The following is a 17,574-nucleotide window of genomic DNA, read 5'->3' as shown; positions in this document are numbered from 1 at the left end:
GGGTGACGTCCCGAATGGAGGGTGTATGGAAGAGAAGAGACCTTCAGCCGCCGGAACAAGTCTGGTTCTGCCGTTATTCGCCGCTGCATGCGCAGCCTGCGCCTTCCTGCTGCTACTTTCGTCCGGCCCCGGCGCCAGGCTGAACCTTTGGAACTTCAGGACCGGTTTCGCCATGATAAAGGCCGCCGGCTACATCGGTTTCGGTTGCGCCGTGCTGGCCCTCGCGTCCTCCGTGGTGTCGGTCCGGCGGCGGCACTTCAAGGGGATCTTCATCTCCTTGCTTGCCCTCATCGTGGCGCTGTTCGCCTTCGCCGTTCCGGTTTACTGGAATTTCCAGGCGCAAAGCTACCCGCGCATCCACGACATCAGCACCGATCTCAGTAACCCGCCTCATTTCGTGGCGATCAGCAGCGCGCGCGGCGCCGGGGTTCGCTACGGGGGAATCGACGTCGCCACGCAGCAGTTGAAGGCGTATCCGGACCTTAAGACCGTGGTGCTCTCGATGCCCGCGGGCGAGGCGTACAAAAGGGCGCTTTTGACCGCGCGGGAGCTGAAGTGGACCGTGGTGGCCGAGCGTCCGGCGGAGGGGGTCATAGAGGCGACCGACACGACGCGCTGGTTCGGGTTCAAGGACGACATCGCGATCAGGATCGTGCCGGCCGGCGACCGTTCGCTGCTCGACGTCCGTTCCGTTTCCAGGGTCGGTATCAGCGATGTCGGGACCAATGCGAAGAGGATCCGGGCGTTCCTGGCGAAGATGGTTCCCGGGCATATCTAGCTGCACCGGCACTTGAAGAAATGCGCCATCCGGACGATGGCGGGAGAGGATCGTGAAGTTGACTGGAAGAGATTGGTTGATGGTGGCGGCGTGTTTGGGACTGGTCGCCGTTTTGTCCGTTGGAGTCGGTAAAGGTAAGGGAAAAACAGTCCCGCGGGACGAGCGGCATAAACCGATTTACGCGGCGGTAAAGGGCGGGCAGAGTCAGCCTGAAACCGAGGCTCTCTGCGCCGCCTGTCATCGCAAAAGCTCAACACCGCTGCCTAAGAACCACCCGCCGAAAGAGCAGTGTCTGATTTGTCACCCTATGCTGACTAACTGAGTCCTAAACCACTTCGCCTAGTTATCAGAATCGACTAGGACCTCCTCACCGTATTTCCCCGGGTGGTATCCCCCCTTGTTGGTCGACATCCTGCTCCGCTCCACCCTGATCGGTCTTACCTTGTCGCCTTTGACCTGCATGGAATATTCGATGTCGGTGTCGGCATCGCCGTAATAGATCCGCGTTCCGGTTTTCTCAAGGTACGGAGTCTTCGACTTCTCGTTGGTGCAGAAGACTTGCGAGCTGAGAGCGAAAAGCCTGTTCAGGCGCTTTTGGATCACCTCGGCATCGTCGTCATAACAGTTTCGCTTGGTGATGAAGACGATGGTGTCACCGCGACGCTTGTGCATAGCGATCAGTTCCTCACCTGCTTTCTTCTTCATGCTGAACTTGTCCAGGTCCTGGTTCAGGTCCTTGCGGAACTGCGGGTTGGCCAGATAGTCGGAGCCGTAGCGGTTCGTGCCGCCGGGACCTTCCCCGTTGTTGGCGCCGTAGTAGTAGGCTGGGGTGGAAAAGAGCACGGTGTCGTCGATGTCGAACCCGGCGACGATGGGAGTGGCGGGTAGGCTTTTTTCCAGTCCCTCAAGGGTGACGTAGTGGGTGGTTGCCGCGCTCGCGCTGCTGCCGAGTGCGCTTAACAGTGCAAGGGACACTATTGCCGCGTTGATTCTTCTCATTGCAGATCTCCTTGATGTCTTCTTGCCGCAGGATTCTATAACTTCGGAGGCAGATGGGGTGGGGGGCTAGAAAGCCTCGTGCTGCGGACTGACCAGGCACCTTACGAGGTTGAGATAGATCCTGGTCAGCGTGTCCGCTTCTTCGGTGCAAAGGGCTTCCAGGTCGCCTGCGATAGCCTTCAAGTCGGCCGACACGTAAAAGGCACGGCGGTACTCGGTGAGCGGCAGCACGTGTGTAAAGTCCCCGGATATGGTGGACTCGCTGCTCAGTTCGGATACGGTGCTGAAGAATGGGAAACAGGCGAAAACCTTGAGTTCACCTCGCTTGGCTAGCTCCCTGATTCTCAGGTCGTAAGGCGTTTCCGGCGGGAAAGCGTGCTCCATCATCTGCAGGAACCTATCCATGCTGCGCTTGTTGACGAAGTATGAGCTGGCGCCAGCGAATTCCCACGACCCGATATCTAGAAATGAGATGGAACCGGTGGCGGACAGCTTTTGATATCTTTCGTGCAGAAACTTGAAGAGGTAGAGGTCCGGCGGCAGAAAAATGTCGGTCATGAGGATATCCCACTCATCATCTCGCTTGACCTCCACGAACTTCTCGAATACCCGGTCGATGTCGTTGTGCAGCACGGCGTCATCCTCAAGAACGTGGATGTGCCGTTCTTTGCCTAGCTGGCTTTTTATGACGCTGAGATGGCTCAACGTGCATCCTAGTATGGTGGTTCCGCGGGCGGCGTCCGGACCGTAGGTGATGGCGCTGCCGTCGATGGCTGGAAAACGCAGGTATTTTCCCGCCAAGCCGCTCTCCGATAGCCGTTGCTCAAGGGCTTCCCTTCTCCGTACGGAGCGTTCGAGATTGATGTAAAAGCCCTGGTACGAACCTTTATTTCCCTGCACGTATCCTCCTTACCTGCCACACAACACTGTCCTGATGGTGTTGTATATTTCCCTTGCTTCGAATGGTTTCTTCAGAACCCCCTTCGCACCGACCTTGAGCACCGCTTGCGTGTCGCTTGCGCAGTCTGAGGCGCTGCTCGTCAGGACATTTGCACTCCGGTCGATGGCGAGGATCTCACGCGTGGCGTCGATGCCGTTTTTCTCAGGCATGTAGACGTCCATGATGGTGATGTGCGGTCGGTGGGTCAGATATTGCCGCACCGCCTGTCTGCCGTCTGCCGCCTCCCCAACCACGGTGAAACCGATTCTCTCTAGCGTCTCCCGCAGCGAATCGCGGAAAAAGGACTCGTCATCAACGATAAGTATCCGTACGTCTTTCAAAGCCATGGCATGTGCCTCCGTTCTGGACAATTGAAAACCGGAATATGCAGATGTGGAATGATTGGTTCGCGGATCATAGCACCGGGGTTAATGTGGAACAACGAAAAACTTCAAAGAGAGTACTTCTATGACCAACCTGTCGTCCTTATCAATAGCGTTTCCCGGCGCTGGACGACTCATTGTGCCGCTATTTTAAGCGCTCCGCATAACGCCAGGTCAGCCTCCACCAGTATTCGGTGCTCCACGGGGCGCAATGGTGACACCTTGGAAACACCGTAATCTTTGCTGCTTACAGTTCTGTGTGCGCCTGTATACCGAGCACCGGCATTCATCTGGCACAGCTCCTGCTGAAGGTTTGCTCAGACTGCGGCTGGCGCAGTTTCCGGGCAACGGCGCCCGTTACGCTTTGACACGGGGACGCATGTTCCCCGGAAGGAGGCGACATGGGTGAGGACGTGAAGGTACGTATCGGTGACACCACGTTGCGTGACGGCGAGCAGACCGCTGGTGTCGTCTTCAGCGCACGAGAGAAGATCGCCATCGCGCGACATCTGGACGCCATGGGGGTCCACGAACTGGAATGCGGCATTCCTGCGATGGGGGAGGAGGAGAGGGCGTCGATCAGGGCCCTCGTAGAACTCGGCCTGTCGGCGCGGCTCATCACCTGGAACCGCGCGGTAATCCCGGACATCGAGGCGAGTCTTGCCTGCGGCGTCGAGGCCGTCGACATTTCCCTCTCCGTCTCGGACATCATGATCGAGCACAAGATCAACAAAACGAGGGATTGGGTGAAGGATCAGTTGAAGCGGGCTCTCGATTTCGCTAAGGGAAAGGGGCTCTACGCGTGTGTCGGAGGTGAGGACGCAAGCCGGGCCGATGGCGACTTCCTGATTGAGCTTCTCTCCATTGCCAGAGAACACGGCGCCGACCGTTTTCGCTTCTGCGACACCCTGGGCGTCCTGGAACCGTTCGGGATGTACGAGAAGGTGGCGCGACTTACCGCGGCCGTGCCGGAGTTGGAGATCGAGGTGCACACCCACAACGACCTTGGGCTCGCGACGGCGAACGCCCTTGCCGGGGTGAGGGGAGGGGCGCGCAGCATCAGCACCACGGTGAACGGTCTCGGAGAGCGGGCGGGCAACGCGGCTCTCGAAGAGGTGGTGATGGCGCTCAAAGTTGCCTGCGGCATAGACGTCGGTATCGACACGAGACGCTTCCGGGGCGTTTCGCGGCTCGTCGGGCGGGCCTCTAATCGTGAGGTCCCGGCCTGGAAAGCGGTGGTGGGGGAGAAGGTGTTCGCGCACGAGTCCGGGCTGCACGCGGACGGGGTTTTGAAGGACCCGCGCAACTACGAGCTCTTTTCACCGGAGGAGGTTGGGCTCACGCGTCACATCGTCGCCGGGAAACATTCCGGCACCAACGGAATCGTGGAGAGCTATCGTCAGATCGGCATACCCATTTCGAGGGAAGAGGCGCAGGAGCTTATGGAAAAGGTGCGCAGCACAGCGCAGCGCATCAAGGGCCCACTGGCCCCCCGGGACCTGTTGAAGCTGCACGAGGGGCGCGGCGTGTCGTTGGCGGCGTAACTGCTTGGGCCGGCTAAGGCAAATCCCCCCTGTCCCCCCCGTTGTCCCGTTTCCAACTCTCCCCCACCCTTGACGGGAGGGGGCCGGGGGGGTGGGTGAAGCCACAAGATACCTAAATGATTGCACCTTCCCCCACCCCCTGCCCCCCTCCCGCAAGGGGAGGGGGACTCGATGCCGCGCTTTGTAGTGATAGTCCCAGAAGTCCCAGAAGTCGCCACCGCACGCTGCACAATACTTGGGCAGTTGCCCCGGTATACAACTTCGAAGGCGGCAGAAGAAGCACACGGTCAGGGGTAAAACCAAGCAATAGCCTACAATTACAACTTGGCACGGTAGCTGCTAAGAGTAAGGCAACAATCGAATAAAGGATACGACGTCGTATTCGATTCCGCAGTTTTGGCAAAGGCGCCCACGTTAGCAGTAACGGAGCGCCTTTTTTATTTAGGCCCCGCACATCAAAAGAGCCTCGCACCGCTATCGGCCCCGACAGGAGCATGCCAGGTGCCAGGATCGCCGGACTGGCCGGCGACGGTGACTAAGCGCTCCCCCCTGAGGGCGGCGGCGGTCGGCGGGGCAACCAAAAGGAGAGAAGACATGAGACAGATCGCGATTTACGGCAAGGGCGGCATCGGCAAATCCACCACCACCCAGAACACCGTGGCAGGCCTCGCCTCCATCGGCAAGAAGGTCATGATCGTAGGCTGCGATCCGAAGGCGGACTCCACCCGCCTCATCCTGCACGCGAAGGCCCAGGACACCGTCATGGACCTCGTCAGGGATCTCGGCACCGTCGAGGATCTCGAAATCGAAGACGTCATGAAGGTCGGCTTCGGCGACGTCAAATGCGTCGAGTCCGGCGGACCGGAGCCGGGTGTGGGCTGTGCCGGGCGCGGCGTCATCACCGCCATCAACTTCCTCGAGGAAAACGGCGCCTACACCCCGGACCTCGACTTCGTCTTCTATGACGTTCTGGGCGACGTCGTCTGCGGCGGTTTCGCCATGCCGATCCGCGAAGGAAAAGCGGAAGAGATCTACATCGTCTGCTCCGGCGAGATGATGGCCATGTACGCGGCCAACAACATCGCCAAGGGGATCCTGAAGTACGCCTCCTCCGGCAAGGTACGCCTGGGCGGCCTCATCTGCAACTCCAGGAAAACGGACAAGGAATACGAACTGATCGAGGCGCTCGCCAAGAAGCTCGGCACCCAGATGATTCACTTCGTTCCCCGCGACAACCAGGTGCAGCGCGCCGAGCTGCGCAGGATGACGGTCATCGAGTACTCCCCGGAACACCCGCAGGCGAACGAGTACCGCACCCTGGCGCAGAAGATCGCCGAGAACAAGATGCTGGTGGTTCCGACCCCGCTCGAGATGGAAGAGCTCGAAGACCTGCTCATGGAGTACGGCATCATGGAAGCCGAGGACGAGAGCATCGTGGGCGTGGCCGAGGCGGCAGCGGTCTAAATTCGGGAGGGGCGGCCCGCGCCGCCCCTTAAAAGGAGCCAGTTATGTCTGAAAAAGCGAAGAAGAAGGTAGAAGGGATCACCATGGAATCGACCCAGGCGATGATCGATGCTGCCATGGAGATCTATCCCGATAAAGCGAAGAAGAAAAGGGCGCCGCACCTTGCCCCGAACGCGGGGGAGGGGGCTTGCGTCAAGAGCAACAGGAAGACCGTTCCCGGCATCATGAGCGCCCGCGGTTGCGCCTATGCCGGTGCCAAAGGGGTCGTCTGGGGCCCGATCCGCGACATGGTGCACGTCTCCCACGGCCCGGTCGGCTGCGGCTGGTACTCCTGGGGCACGCGCCGCAACCTGGTCACCGGCGTGAACGGCGTCTCACAGTTCGCCATGCAGTTCACCTCGGACTTCCAGGAGAAGGACATCGTCTACGGCGGCGACAAGAAGCTAAGGACGCTCCTCGAAGAGGCCCACGAGCTCTTCCCGCTCGCCAAGGGGATCTCGGTCCTCTCCGAGTGCCCGGTAGGCCTTATCGGTGACGATATCAACTCGGTCGCGAAGACCGCGTCGAAGGACTTGGACATCCCGGTCATCCCCTGCAACTGCGAGGGCTTCCGCGGCGTTTCCCAGTCCCTTGGCCACCACATCTCCAACGACACGATCCGCGACCACATCATCGGGACCCGCGAATTCCGCGAGCCGGAAAGCCCGTACGACATCGCCCTGATCGGCGACTACAACATCGGCGGCGACGTCTGGAGCGTTAAACCTCTGCTTGAAGAAATAGGACTCAACGTCAAGGCGGTATGGACCGGCGACGGCGAACTGGAGAAGATCGCCGCAACACACACGGTGAAGCTGAACCTGATCCACTGCTACCGCTCCATGAACTACATGTGCCGCGTCATGGAAGAGAAATACGGCATCCCCTGGGTCGAGTTCAACTTCTTCGGCCCGACCAAGATCCGCGAGAGCCTGAGAAAGATCGCCGAGTACTTCGACGACTACATCAAGGAAAGGGTCGAGGCGGTCATCGCCAAGTACGACCCGATCATGCAGGCGGTCATCGACGAGTACCGTCCGCGCCTGGAAGGTAAGACGGTAATGCTCTACGTCGGCGGCCTGCGTCCCCGCCACACCGTGAACGCCTACGCGGACCTCGGCATGACCGTGGTCGGTTCCGGTTACGAGTTCGCCCACGGCGACGACTACGAGAGGACCTCACCCGAGATGCCCGAAGCGACCGTCATCTACGACGACGCCTCCGAGCACGAGCTCGAGCAGTTCGTCCACGAACTGCGTCCCGATCTCATCGGTTCCGGCATCAAGGAGAAGTACCTGTTCCAGAAGATGGGCATCCCGTTCCGCCAGATGCACTCCTGGGATTACTCCGGTCCGTACCACGCCTACAACGGCTTCCCGATCTTCGCCCGCGACATCGACATGGCGGTGAACAGCCCGACCTGGAAGCTCGTCAACGCGCCTTTCTAGTACGCCAGAACCTCAACCCGTTTTTAACTTCCGCCGTGTGACGGATTAGTCTCCGGCCGAAAGGAGCAATACTATGACTGCAGAAGCTGCCGTGAAATATGTCACCGAGATACCCGAAGAGGAAGTGACCCGGGTCTCCGAGTGGATCAATAGCGAGGAGTACAAGGAGAAGAACTTCGCCCGCCAGGCGCTGGTGATCAACCCCGCACACGCCTGTCAGCCGCTCGGCGCGGAACTCGCCGCGCACGGTTTCGAGGGGACGCTTCCCTTCGTGCACGGCTCCCAGGGGTGCGCCTCCTACTACCGTTCCACCTTCAACCGTCACTTCCGCGAGCCTGCGCCGGCCGTATCCGACGCCATGACCGAAGACGGCGCGGTGTTCGGGGGACAGAACAACCTGCACGAGGGTCTGGAGAACGCCTACACCATCTACAAGCCGAAGATGATGGCGATCTTCACCTCCTGCATGCCGGAGGTCATCGGCGACGACCTGACCACGTTCATCAAGAACGCGCGGAACAAGGGAATCGTGCCGCAGGACTACCCGCTCCCCTACGCCAACACCCCGAGCTTCAACGGCTCGCACGTTCACGGCTACGACGCGATGCTCCTCTCCATCCTGCAGACCCTCACCGATGGGAAGAAGATCGAGGGACGCTGCACCGGTAAGTTGAACCTGATCGCCGGGTTCGACGCCAATACCGGCAACTACCGCGAGTACAAGAGGATCCTCAAGGAAATCGGGATCCCGAACACGCTCCTTGCCGACATCTCCGAGTCCTTCGACTCCCCGCTCGACGGCACCTACCGTGCCTATCCCGGTGGCACACCGCTCGAGGATGCGGCGGACTCGATCAACGGGAAGGTGACCCTCACCGTCGCCCCCTACGCGAGCACCAAGACCTTCGGCTGGATCAAGGAGAACTTCTCCGGCAAGCACATCTCCATGCCGACCCCGTTCGGCGTCGCGAAGACCGACCAACTCCTGATGACCCTAGCCAAGGAATTCGGCAAGGCGATCCCCGAGTCGCTGAAGGCGGAGAGGGGACGCGCCGTCGATGCCATGACCGACGCGCACCAGTACATCCACGGCAAGAAGTTCGCCCTCTACGGCGATCCCGACTACCTGATCGGGTACGTCACCTTCCTTCTGGAGATGGGTGCGCGGCCGTACCACATCCTGTGCAGCAAGGGGACGAAGAAGCTCGAGAAGGAACTGCAGGCGCTGCTTGACGCTTCCCCCTACGGCGCCGGGTGCAAGATCTACATCAACAAGGACCTCTGGCACATGAGGAGCCTCCTCATGACCGACCCGGTCGACGCCGTCATCGGCGACACCCACGGCAAGTTCATGGCCCGCGACGCGAAGGTGCCGCTGTTCCGCTTCGGCTTCCCGATTTTCGACCGCGTGAACCTGCACCGCATGCCGCTTATCGGCTACCAGGGCGCCATCAACATGCTCACCACCATCTGCAACAAGTTCATCGACATCCGTGACGAGACCTGCGACGACCGTAACTTCGAGATGATGAGATAAAACCCCAAAAACCATAGCCACGGAGACAATCTGAGAAAATCGGAGAGAGGCAAAAACCAAGGTTTTAACTTCAAGCGTTTTGGTTTTCTCAGATGTTCTCAGAAGTTCTCCGTGGCTAATGGTTTTCCCCTCGGCCCCACACGAAAGGAGGCTCCAATGGCGAAGCCGGATTGGTACGACACGACAGATTGCGAAACACACGACGCCGGGGCTCCCAAGTTCTGCAAGAAATCCGAACCGGGCGAAGGGACCGAGAGAAGCTGCGCCTACGACGGCGCGCGCGTCGTCCTCATGCCCATAACCGACGTGATTCACCTGGTGCACGGCCCCATAGCCTGCGCCGGAAACTCCTGGGACAACCGCGGCGCGCGTTCCTCCGACTCCCAGATCTACCGCCGCGGCTTCACCACCGAAATGCTGCAAAACGACGTGATCTTCGGCGGCGAGAAGAAGCTCTACCGCGCCATTCAGGAACTGGCGGCGCGCTACCCCGAGGCGAAGGCCATCTTCGTCTACGCCACCTGCGTCACCTCCATGACCGGAGACGATATCGAAGCGGTCTGCAAGGCGGCCCGCGACAAGGTGAGCGTACCGGTGATCCCGGTGAACACCCCCGGTTTCATCGGCGACAAGAACATCGGCAACCGCCTGGCGGGCGAGACCCTCTTCAAGTACGTGATCGGCACCGCCGAGCCCGAATACACCACCGACTACGACATCAACCTGATCGGCGAGTACAACATCGCCGGCGATCTGTGGGGGATGCTGCCGCTCTTCGACCGGCTCGGCATTCGCGTCCTCTCCTGCATCAGCGGCGACGCGAAATTCGAGGACCTGCGCTACGCACACCGTGCGAAGCTGAACGTCATCGTCTGCTCCAAGAGCCTCACGAACCTCGCCAAGAAAATGCAGAAGAATTACGGCATCCCGTACCTGGAGGAATCCTTTTACGGCATGACCGATGTGGCGAAGGCGCTGCGCGACATCGCCCGCGAACTGGACGACCAAGTGAACGGCCTGGAGAAGCGGGTCATGCAGGAGCGGGTCGAGGCGCTCATCGCCGAGTGCGAGGCGGCCTGCCGCGCCGAACTGGCGCCCTACCGCGAGCGGCTCGCCGGGAAGAGGGCGGTTCTCTTCACCGGCGGCGTCAAGACCTGGTCCATGGTGAACGCACTCGCCGAGCTTGGTGTCGACATCCTCGCGGCCGGAACGCAGAACTCCACGCTTGAGGACTTCTACCGCATGAAGGCGCTCATGCACGAGGACGCCTCCATCATCGCGGACACGAGCACCGCCGGGCTTCTATCCGTCATGTACGACAAGCTTCCCGACCTGATCGTTGCCGGAGGAAAGACCAAATACCTGGCCCTCAAGACCAAGACGCCTTTTCTGGATATCAACCACGGCCGCAGTCACCCCTACGCCGGTTATTCCGGCATGGTCACCTTCGCGAAGCAGCTGGATCTGACCGTGAACAACCCGATCTGGTCCGCGCTGAACGGGAAGGCCCCCTGGGAGAAGGATGAAGCGGCTCTCGAGGCGGATGTTGCGTTCACCGCGGGACACGCGGCGCGTCTTGCCTCAGTTGATATGAAGGGCTCACGGGTGAAGGTCCCGACGAAAAACGCGACGGTGAACCCGCAGAAGAACTCGCCGGCCCTCGGCGCAACGCTCGCCTACCTCGGTATCGACGGCATGCTCGGGCTTTTGCACGGCGCGCAGGGGTGCTCCACCTTCATCAGGCTGCAGCTCTCGCGTCACTTCAAGGAGTCCATCGCGCTCAACTCGACCAGCATGAGCGAGGAGGCCGCCATCTTCGGCGGTTGGGAGAATCTGAAACTCGGGCTCAACCGGGTCATGGAGAAGTTCAAGCCTGCCGTCGTCGGTGTGATGACCACCGGACTGACCGAGACCATGGGCGACGATGTGAGGAGTGCGATCGTGAAGTTCCGCGAGTCCCATCCCGAGCATGACCACATCCCGGTGATCCATGCGTCCACCCCGGATTATTGCGGCTCCATGCAGGAAGGGTATGCCGCCGCGGTCGAGGCGATTCTCGCTACCATTCCGGAATGGGATATCCCCATACCTGGACAGGTAAGTATCCTGCCCGGATGTCATCTGACACCGGCTGAAGTCGAGGAAATCGGAGAGTTATGCCAGGCTTTCGGGCTCGACCCGATCATTGTTCCCGACATCTCCAACGCACTGGACGGACACATAGACGCGACGGTCTCGGCACTGTCGGTAGGTGGGATCGCCGTGGAACGGATCAAGGCTGCGGGTAGAAGCGTGGCAACGCTCTACTTTGGAGATTCTCTCGCTGATGCCGCCGCAGTTCTGAAGGACAAGTACGGCATCCCAAGTTACGGCTTCACCTCGATCACCGGACTCGCAGAGTGCGACCTCCTGATGGCGACGCTTGCCAAGGTTTCCGGGCGTCCCGTTCCCGAGAAGCTCAGGCGCTGGAGGAGTCGCCTCATGGACGCCATGGTCGACTGCCATTACCAGTTCGGGCAGAAGAAGATCGCTCTTGCGCTTGAGGCAGACCACCTGAAGGGGATGACCGCTTTCCTTGCGAGCCTTGGCTGCGAGATCCAAGTAGCCATCGCCGCGACGAGGACGCGCGGGCTGGACCTGTTGCCGGTAGAGAACCTTTTCGTGGGTGACCTGGAGGATCTGGAAAGCACCGCAGCCGGCGCAGACCTGCTGGTGGCGAATTCGAACGGCAGGCAGGCCGCCAAGAAGCTGGGCATAGGGGCACATCTGAGGACGGGGATGCCGGTCTTCGACCGGCTCGGCTCGCATCACAAGATGTGGGTCGGCTACCAGGGGACGCTGAACCTCATCTTCGAAGTTGCCAACATCTTCCAGGCAAACGCGAAAGAAGCGCAGAAGCTGGCGCACAACTGAACCCGACGAGGCTAGAGGCTTCCCCCCTCCCAACCTCCCCCCTCCGGGGGGAGGAGTTATCTGGCCGGGCTTTTACAATTCCCGCCCCCGGAGGGGGAGGGGCAGGGAGGGGGCGCGAAGCGGCACGATCAGACTTACCCCTCCCAGCCTCCCCCGTGGGTAGGACCTATTTGCCGCTGACGAGACGCTTTACCTCAATTCAAAAGGAGACCGCTATGAAAATCGCTTTTACGAGCAAGACCGGTGAATCCATCGATATGCATTTCGGGCAGGCTGATGCCTTCCACGTGTGGGAAGTTGGGCCGGAGGAGGCGCATTACGTTCAGACCCTCACTGTCGGCGAAAGCGGCAGTGATGAGGAGGACCGCATTGCTGCAAGGGCGAATCTCCTGTCCGACTGCGCCATCGTCTATACCATGCAGATCGGTGGACCGGCCGCTGCCAAGCTGGTCGCCAAGCGGATCCACCCCATGAAGACCAACGTCGAGGTGGGGCTAAAGGAGTCGATCGAACGGATGCAGGAAGTTTTGCGCGGCAATCCTCCCCCCTGGTTGCGCAAGGCGATGAACAAGGACCACGCGGCATCCTTCCTCGACGAGGAATAGTAACTCCTCCCCCCGGAGGGGGGAGGTTGGGAGGGGGGAAGCTTTATCAAGCCGCTGCGCGCCCCCTCCCTGGCCCTCCCCCTCCAGGGGAGGGGACGTTGTTGCAGGAGTGTTAAAAGTTCAAGCAATGAATCTATAAGCGGCAATCAATACATCGAAAAAAGGAGATAAATCATGGCTTACATCACCGGCTTGACCAAGGACAAGAAAGAGTGGACCCCGCAGTTCATCACCTCCATTGACGAGGAAACCTGCATCGGCTGCGGCCGTTGCTTCAAGGTCTGCGCCCACGGCGTACTCAACTTCGAAGAGGTCGACGAGGACGATTCGGCCAAGATGTTCATGAAGGTTGAGAATCCCGGCAACTGTATCGGTTGCCAGGCCTGCGGCAGGACCTGCTCCAAGAAGTGCTTCACCTTCGAGCCGGTGGTGGCATAAAGGTAAGGGGGACTGGCTCCGCAGGTGCCTGTCCCCCTTTCTCGCCAATCCCCCTCTCCCGCCGGGAGAGGGTGCCCGAAGGGCGGGTGAGGGCTTGGCCACGAAGCGACAGGTTGCCTGATCGCAATGCCCTCACCCTAGCCCTCTCCCAAAGGGAGAGGGGACTTATACGGATAAGACAGGTGGCATACGCGGTGGAGTTCGTCTTTCTCTGTCTTTAGGAGGTCTCTATGCTTTTCGCAGTCGCGTCCAGGGATGGCAAGGAAATCAACCAGCACTTCGGGCACGTCGAACGCTTCCTGATCTACCAGGTCGAGGACGAGGTCGTCACCTTTCTGGAAGAGCGCCCAGTTGAGAAGTACTGTCGCTTCGACCCGGAGCATCCGCTCAGGGCTCATACGTTGAAAGATACCGCCGACGCCCTCAAAGGATGCCGTGCCGTCGTATGTTCAATGATCGGTGAAGCCCCCAAGGGCGAACTCGAACGTCTGGGCGTCGAGCCGTACGTGATAGAAGGCGAGATAGAGCCCGTCTTGAAGGATCTTGCCAAAGTGCTGTAGGACACCAGTTGCTTGCTGGAAACTCCGGCTAAGCCGTGCAGGTCCCGGTTTCAACCTCAACCTCAATCCGTATCAAAAGTGGCGATTCAATGGAGAATTCATTCAACCACTGCAACCTTCCCCCGTGGGTAATCGCTTCCCGTCACTTCAACGACCACCCGCAAACCCTCGAGATCCAGGGCGTGCGCGCGGTGAACCGGTTCCTTTTCGACAAACTCGACGGCATAAGCTCCGCCGAAGAGCGCGCCTCGGTCTTCAACGACTACATGTCGGTGAAATTCCAGCTGCATCAATGGCAGCAGGAAACGGCCCTGGCGCGAAAGAGCCTTAAAAACAGCTATCTCCGCTTTCTAAGAGGGTGGATGATGGATTCAAACTCCGTGGAGGGAGCAGTGCTGAAAGGATGGGTGGAGAGCCGGATGGGGCTTGCACCTACCTTCCACAACGTACGCATCGCCGGTATCCACGACGAAAACTACTTGCAGTACGCCATCGACCGCACCAAGGGTAGCGCGCGCACCTCCGCCATCAACTCCCAGCTCGATCTGCTCTACGAATACTGCCAGTACGAACTCGCCAAACGATATCCCGACCGCAAGCATCTCACCCTGTACCGAGGCACCTTCGAACGCTGCGAGCATGATAAACTGGAGACGCTTTCGAAGCGTGAAGAGATCGTGCGGCTCAACAACCTGAACTCATTCACGACCGACGAAGAGCGCGCCTGGGAGTTTGGTTTCATTGTCTGGGAGGTGCAGGTCCCGCTCGCCAAGATCTTCTTTTTCAGTGAACTCTTGCCCAACTCGATATTAAAAGGGGAGGGGGAGTGCCTTGTAGTCGGCGGGGAGTTCCGGGTCAGACGGCTCATGTGCACTGCATAGATGGATAAGTGAAAGTTGTCCAGAGCGACAGATAAGTTGTCCGGAACGATAGATAAGTCGTGCAGAGCGTCGGACAAGTTGTTCAGAGCGATAGATAAGTCGTGCAGAGCGTCGGACAAGTTGTCCAGAGCGATGGATAAGTTGTGCAGAGCGATGGATAAGTTGTGCAGAGCGATGGATAAGTTGTGCAGTGCGACGGGTAAGTTGTGCAGAGCGACGGGTAAGTTGTCCAGAACGACGGATAAGTTGTCCAGAGCGACGGATAAGTTGGGCAGAGCTACGGATAAGTTGTGCAGAGCGACAGACAAGTTGTGCAGAGCGACAGACAAGTTGTGCAGAGCGACGGATAAGTTGTCCAGAGCGATAGATAAGTTGTGCAGAGCAATGGATAAGTTGTCCGGAGCGGTAGATAAATTGTGCAGAGCGATGGATAAGTTGTGCAGAGCGATGGATAAGTTATCCGGAGCGGTAGATAAATCATCCGGAGCGGTGGAGCAGTAGGATTTTATTCTGATTTTCTTTAAATAGCGGCGATAGCTGCACCAACTGCTCCGAGAGTTCAACAATCTCGCTCACAAGTCCCTTGGGCAGCTTCTTCTTCCACCGTAGAGGAATCGCTTCCTCGCCGTAGTACGCACCGGCAAGTGCGCCGGCTATGGCGCCTGTCGTGTCGGCGTCGCCTCCCTGGTTTACCGTTTCCGTCACACATCCTTCGAAAGAACGTGATCTGAAGAAGCAGTGGAAGACGGTCTGCATGGTGTCGACCACGTACCCTGACGCTAGCCCCTTGTACGGCTCGAAGTTGAAATTCGGGTAGAGGGCAATCAGGTCGGCTGCTTCGCGCCTTATGCGCTGCATGGAGCGGCCGGTAAGGGCCAGATGCAGCAACCGGCCGAGATAAAGGGTGGCCGCGTCGGAGAGAGGATGGTTGTGGGTCAGGTGGGCATGGTCGATGGTGCAGGTCTCGAGAAGGGTGGCGTCGCCAACGGTACAAAGGGCGATGGGCAGGGTCCGCATAGCGGCGCCGTTGCCGCCGTCCCATTCGTTCGGTGGGGTCTCGGTGGTGCCGTGCAGCATGTAGTTCCGAATGCCGCGCCGGCAGGTGTCTCCGACATCTATCGGCTTGGATTTCAGCCATCCCGCCAAGTTGTCGGCGGCATCCTTCAGACTCCAACCTCCGGCACGGCTGATTGCCCGTGCGAGGCAGAGCGACATCTCCGTGTCGTCGGTCACTTGTCCCGGTTTGAGTCTAAGCCATCCGCCTCCCACCATTTCTCTTAAGACGCCATACTTCCCCTTTATCTCGCCACGGGTCATGAATTCCACCGGAGCTCCGAGCGCGTCCCCGACCGCGAGCCCGATGAAAGCGCCCCTTGCCCTGGAAAGAACCTCGCTATGGAAAGAATGGCCAGTCATGCAATTTGCGCTGCAATATCCACTCCGGCTTCCCTCTAAAAAATCTTGTCGCTTCAGGAAATTCCGGGGAGCCACTGGGGTTACTCGTTCGTACCAGAGAGCATGCTCTAACGTTCCCCCCTTTGCGAAGGGGGGACAGAGGGGATTTGCCCAGGTAAACACCCGCTGAAGCGGTCATCGTGCAAGCAGACGCTAGAAGCCGAGCAACCGCGGTGATAGACGCAACACCTTTGGATTCAGTCCAACCGGCGTAGTGCGGCGAACACAAGGCTAAATCCCCCCCGTCCCCCCTTCGCAAAGGGGGGAGCGCGAGGTCACCTGCGTCGCTTCGTGGCCACACTTTGTGCCGTCCCCGCAATTTTCTGAAGAACTTTAGCTGCGGAGATTGCCGCCATCACGCCGCGTCACTGTGCACAAAAAATAGTCTCATGGGTATCTGATAGGCATTAGAGCCTGTAGCCGACTCCGCAAATGCCGGTTTCCAAACGGCGTGGTCGGACACACGCATATGCTACGGCGGCGACGTCGGGAAAAAGCGCCTAAACCCTTTTGCGGCAACGAATGCTGCAGTGCGGATCTCCAGAAAGGACGGGTTCGGCGGATTGTGTAGACGTGCTCAGCCAGTGGGACTGGCACGCTAAATGCTCAACGAGGATCAACAGATACAAAGAGGTATCTCACATTGACGGCAACGATGCCCGGCGGAGAACACTATCCGACCGGGCATTTTTCGTTTCAGGGGCAGCCTGGAGCGAGGATCAAGGAGGATGTCATGGCAACAGCGTGCAAAAAGATGGAGAAGATCCAGGGGCATCCCTGCTTTGGCGGCAACCACCACAAAAACGGCAGGATGCATCTCGCCGTGGCTCCCAAGTGCAACATCAAGTGCGGTTACTGCACCAGGCGCCACGACTGCGCCAATGAATCGCGCCCCGGCGTGACCAGCCGGTTGCTTTCCCCCGAAGAGGCGATCGTCAGAGTCCGCGAGGTGATGGCGAGCCCCATCACCGGCCCGATCATCAAGGTGATCGGTATAGCAGGTCCGGGTGATCCGCTTTTCAACGACGAGACCTTCCGGACCTTCCAGCTTGTGGATCAGGAATTCCCGCACCTTATCAAGTGCATGAGCACCAACGGTCTGCTGTTGCCTGACAAGATGCCGGTTCTGCATGCGCTTGGGTTGCACAGCCTCACCGTAACGCTCAATACCCTCGATCCCAGGGTGGGGGGCAGGATCTACTCCCATGTGCATTACAACGGCACCACCTACACCGGCGAAGAAGGGGGCGAGATACTGGTGAGAAAACAACTGGAGGGGATCAGTCTTGCGGCCGAGCTCGGGATGACCATTAAGATCAACACGGTGCTCATCCCGGGAATAAACGACGATCAGATCCCGCTCATCTCCAAAAAGGTCAAGGAACTTGGCGCCTTTGTGATGAACATCATGCCCCTCATTCCGCAGGCCGATTTCGCCCACATCGAAGCACCTTCAGCGGAAAGGCTCGATGCGTTGCGACGCGACAACGAGAAAACGATCGGGCAGTTCAAACACTGCAAACAGTGCCGTGCCGACGCGGTTGGGCTCATTGGCGAGAACCTGCAGCTAGCCACGGCGCCCCTCTGATC

At 59.3% G+C, this 17,574-nt stretch carries 15 protein-coding genes; 11 read left to right on the top strand and 4 right to left on the bottom strand.

The annotated features are described in order from the left end of the window. The first annotated feature begins 25 nt into the window (after positions 1-25). Positions 26-778: a DUF1499 domain-containing protein gene (locus D6Z24_RS05395; RefSeq protein WP_129125546.1), complete on the top strand. Its 753-nt coding sequence runs from the start codon at positions 26-28 to the stop codon at positions 776-778. Between the two features lie 339 nt (positions 779-1,117). Here the strand turns inward: D6Z24_RS05395 and D6Z24_RS05385 are convergent, their stop codons facing one another. From D6Z24_RS05385 to D6Z24_RS05375, 3 genes are all read right to left on the bottom strand, one after another. Next, positions 1,118-1,777 carry an HAD family acid phosphatase gene (locus D6Z24_RS05385; protein ID WP_129125544.1) on the bottom strand — a complete coding sequence of 220 codons (660 nt, stop codon included), beginning with the start codon at positions 1,775-1,777 and terminating at the stop codon, positions 1,118-1,120. Positions 1,778-1,843: 66 nt separating this feature from the next. After that, complete coding sequence (locus tag D6Z24_RS05380; RefSeq protein WP_129125543.1) at positions 1,844-2,677, bottom strand: glycosyltransferase family 25 protein; 834 nt, start codon at positions 2,675-2,677, stop codon at positions 1,844-1,846. A 9-nt stretch (positions 2,678-2,686) separates the two neighbouring features. Further along, positions 2,687-3,064: a response regulator gene (locus tag D6Z24_RS05375; RefSeq protein ID WP_129125542.1), complete on the bottom strand. Its 378-nt coding sequence runs from the start codon at positions 3,062-3,064 to the stop codon at positions 2,687-2,689. A gap of 437 nt (positions 3,065-3,501) precedes the next feature. Between D6Z24_RS05375 and nifV the strand changes: the two genes are divergently transcribed. From nifV to D6Z24_RS05330, 9 genes are all read left to right on the top strand, one after another. Then, positions 3,502-4,644: a homocitrate synthase gene (nifV, locus tag D6Z24_RS05370; protein WP_129125541.1), complete on the top strand. Its 1,143-nt coding sequence runs from the start codon at positions 3,502-3,504 to the stop codon at positions 4,642-4,644. A gap of 594 nt (positions 4,645-5,238) precedes the next feature. Further along, positions 5,239-6,108, top strand: a complete 870-nt coding sequence (gene nifH / locus D6Z24_RS05365; protein ID WP_129125540.1) for a nitrogenase iron protein — start codon at positions 5,239-5,241, stop codon at positions 6,106-6,108. 44 nt (positions 6,109-6,152) lie between these two features. After that, complete coding sequence (gene nifD / locus D6Z24_RS05360; protein ID WP_129125539.1) at positions 6,153-7,595, top strand: nitrogenase molybdenum-iron protein alpha chain; 1,443 nt, start codon at positions 6,153-6,155, stop codon at positions 7,593-7,595. A 73-nt stretch (positions 7,596-7,668) separates the two neighbouring features. Next, positions 7,669-9,132, top strand: a complete 1,464-nt coding sequence (nifK, locus tag D6Z24_RS05355; RefSeq protein ID WP_129125538.1) for a nitrogenase molybdenum-iron protein subunit beta — start codon at positions 7,669-7,671, stop codon at positions 9,130-9,132. A gap of 156 nt (positions 9,133-9,288) precedes the next feature. Continuing rightward, positions 9,289-12,045: a bifunctional nitrogenase iron-molybdenum cofactor biosynthesis protein NifEN gene (locus tag D6Z24_RS05350; protein ID WP_129125537.1), complete on the top strand. Its 2,757-nt coding sequence runs from the start codon at positions 9,289-9,291 to the stop codon at positions 12,043-12,045. Positions 12,046-12,260: 215 nt separating this feature from the next. Next, on the top strand, positions 12,261-12,650 hold the full coding sequence (gene nifX, locus D6Z24_RS05345) for a nitrogen fixation protein NifX (RefSeq protein ID WP_129125536.1): 390 nt from the start codon (positions 12,261-12,263) through the stop codon (positions 12,648-12,650). 174 nt (positions 12,651-12,824) lie between these two features. Further along, positions 12,825-13,088 (top strand): ferredoxin III, nif-specific, encoded by a 264-nt coding sequence (fdxB, locus tag D6Z24_RS05340; RefSeq protein ID WP_129125535.1) that lies wholly within the window; start codon positions 12,825-12,827, stop codon positions 13,086-13,088. 230 nt (positions 13,089-13,318) lie between these two features. Further along, positions 13,319-13,648: a NifB/NifX family molybdenum-iron cluster-binding protein gene (locus D6Z24_RS05335; protein ID WP_129125534.1), complete on the top strand. Its 330-nt coding sequence runs from the start codon at positions 13,319-13,321 to the stop codon at positions 13,646-13,648. A gap of 89 nt (positions 13,649-13,737) precedes the next feature. Then, positions 13,738-14,529, top strand: coding sequence for an NAD(+)--dinitrogen-reductase ADP-D-ribosyltransferase (locus D6Z24_RS05330; RefSeq protein ID WP_129125533.1), 792 nt, complete (start codon positions 13,738-13,740; stop codon positions 14,527-14,529). A 477-nt stretch (positions 14,530-15,006) separates the two neighbouring features. On the opposite strand, the gene draG is transcribed toward D6Z24_RS05330, so the two are convergent. Further along, positions 15,007-15,945 carry an ADP-ribosyl-[dinitrogen reductase] hydrolase gene (gene draG / locus D6Z24_RS05325; protein ID WP_129125532.1) on the bottom strand — a complete coding sequence of 313 codons (939 nt, stop codon included), beginning with the start codon at positions 15,943-15,945 and terminating at the stop codon, positions 15,007-15,009. A 772-nt stretch (positions 15,946-16,717) separates the two neighbouring features. Here draG and D6Z24_RS05320 point away from each other — a divergent pair. Further along, positions 16,718-17,572, top strand: a complete 855-nt coding sequence (locus tag D6Z24_RS05320; RefSeq protein WP_129125531.1) for a radical SAM protein — start codon at positions 16,718-16,720, stop codon at positions 17,570-17,572. The last annotated feature ends 2 nt before the right edge of the window (positions 17,573-17,574 follow it).

Origin of the sequence: Geomonas oryzae (assembly GCF_004117875.1) — a bacterium.
GTDB lineage: Bacteria > Desulfobacterota > Desulfuromonadia > Geobacterales > Geobacteraceae > Geomonas > Geomonas oryzae.
Note: the sequence above shows the minus strand (reverse complement) of the source record. Positions and strands in the feature narration are given on the sequence as shown.

Coding starts and splice junctions, on each gene's coding strand:
- D6Z24_RS05395 (WP_129125546.1), top strand. CDS start 26: ATGGAAGAGAAGAGACCTTCAGCCGCCGGAACAAGTCTGGTTCTGCCG.
- D6Z24_RS05385 (WP_129125544.1), bottom strand. CDS start 1,777: ATGAGAAGAATCAACGCGGCAATAGTGTCCCTTGCACTGTTAAGCGCA.
- D6Z24_RS05375 (WP_129125542.1), bottom strand. CDS start 3,064: ATGGCTTTGAAAGACGTACGGATACTTATCGTTGATGACGAGTCCTTT.
- nifV (WP_129125541.1), top strand. CDS start 3,502: ATGGGTGAGGACGTGAAGGTACGTATCGGTGACACCACGTTGCGTGAC.
- nifH (WP_129125540.1), top strand. CDS start 5,239: ATGAGACAGATCGCGATTTACGGCAAGGGCGGCATCGGCAAATCCACC.
- nifD (WP_129125539.1), top strand. CDS start 6,153: ATGTCTGAAAAAGCGAAGAAGAAGGTAGAAGGGATCACCATGGAATCG.
- nifK (WP_129125538.1), top strand. CDS start 7,669: ATGACTGCAGAAGCTGCCGTGAAATATGTCACCGAGATACCCGAAGAG.
- D6Z24_RS05350 (WP_129125537.1), top strand. CDS start 9,289: ATGGCGAAGCCGGATTGGTACGACACGACAGATTGCGAAACACACGAC.
- nifX (WP_129125536.1), top strand. CDS start 12,261: ATGAAAATCGCTTTTACGAGCAAGACCGGTGAATCCATCGATATGCAT.
- fdxB (WP_129125535.1), top strand. CDS start 12,825: ATGGCTTACATCACCGGCTTGACCAAGGACAAGAAAGAGTGGACCCCG.
- D6Z24_RS05335 (WP_129125534.1), top strand. CDS start 13,319: ATGCTTTTCGCAGTCGCGTCCAGGGATGGCAAGGAAATCAACCAGCAC.
- D6Z24_RS05330 (WP_129125533.1), top strand. CDS start 13,738: ATGGAGAATTCATTCAACCACTGCAACCTTCCCCCGTGGGTAATCGCT.
- draG (WP_129125532.1), bottom strand. CDS start 15,945: ATGACTGGCCATTCTTTCCATAGCGAGGTTCTTTCCAGGGCAAGGGGC.
- D6Z24_RS05320 (WP_129125531.1), top strand. CDS start 16,718: ATGGCAACAGCGTGCAAAAAGATGGAGAAGATCCAGGGGCATCCCTGC.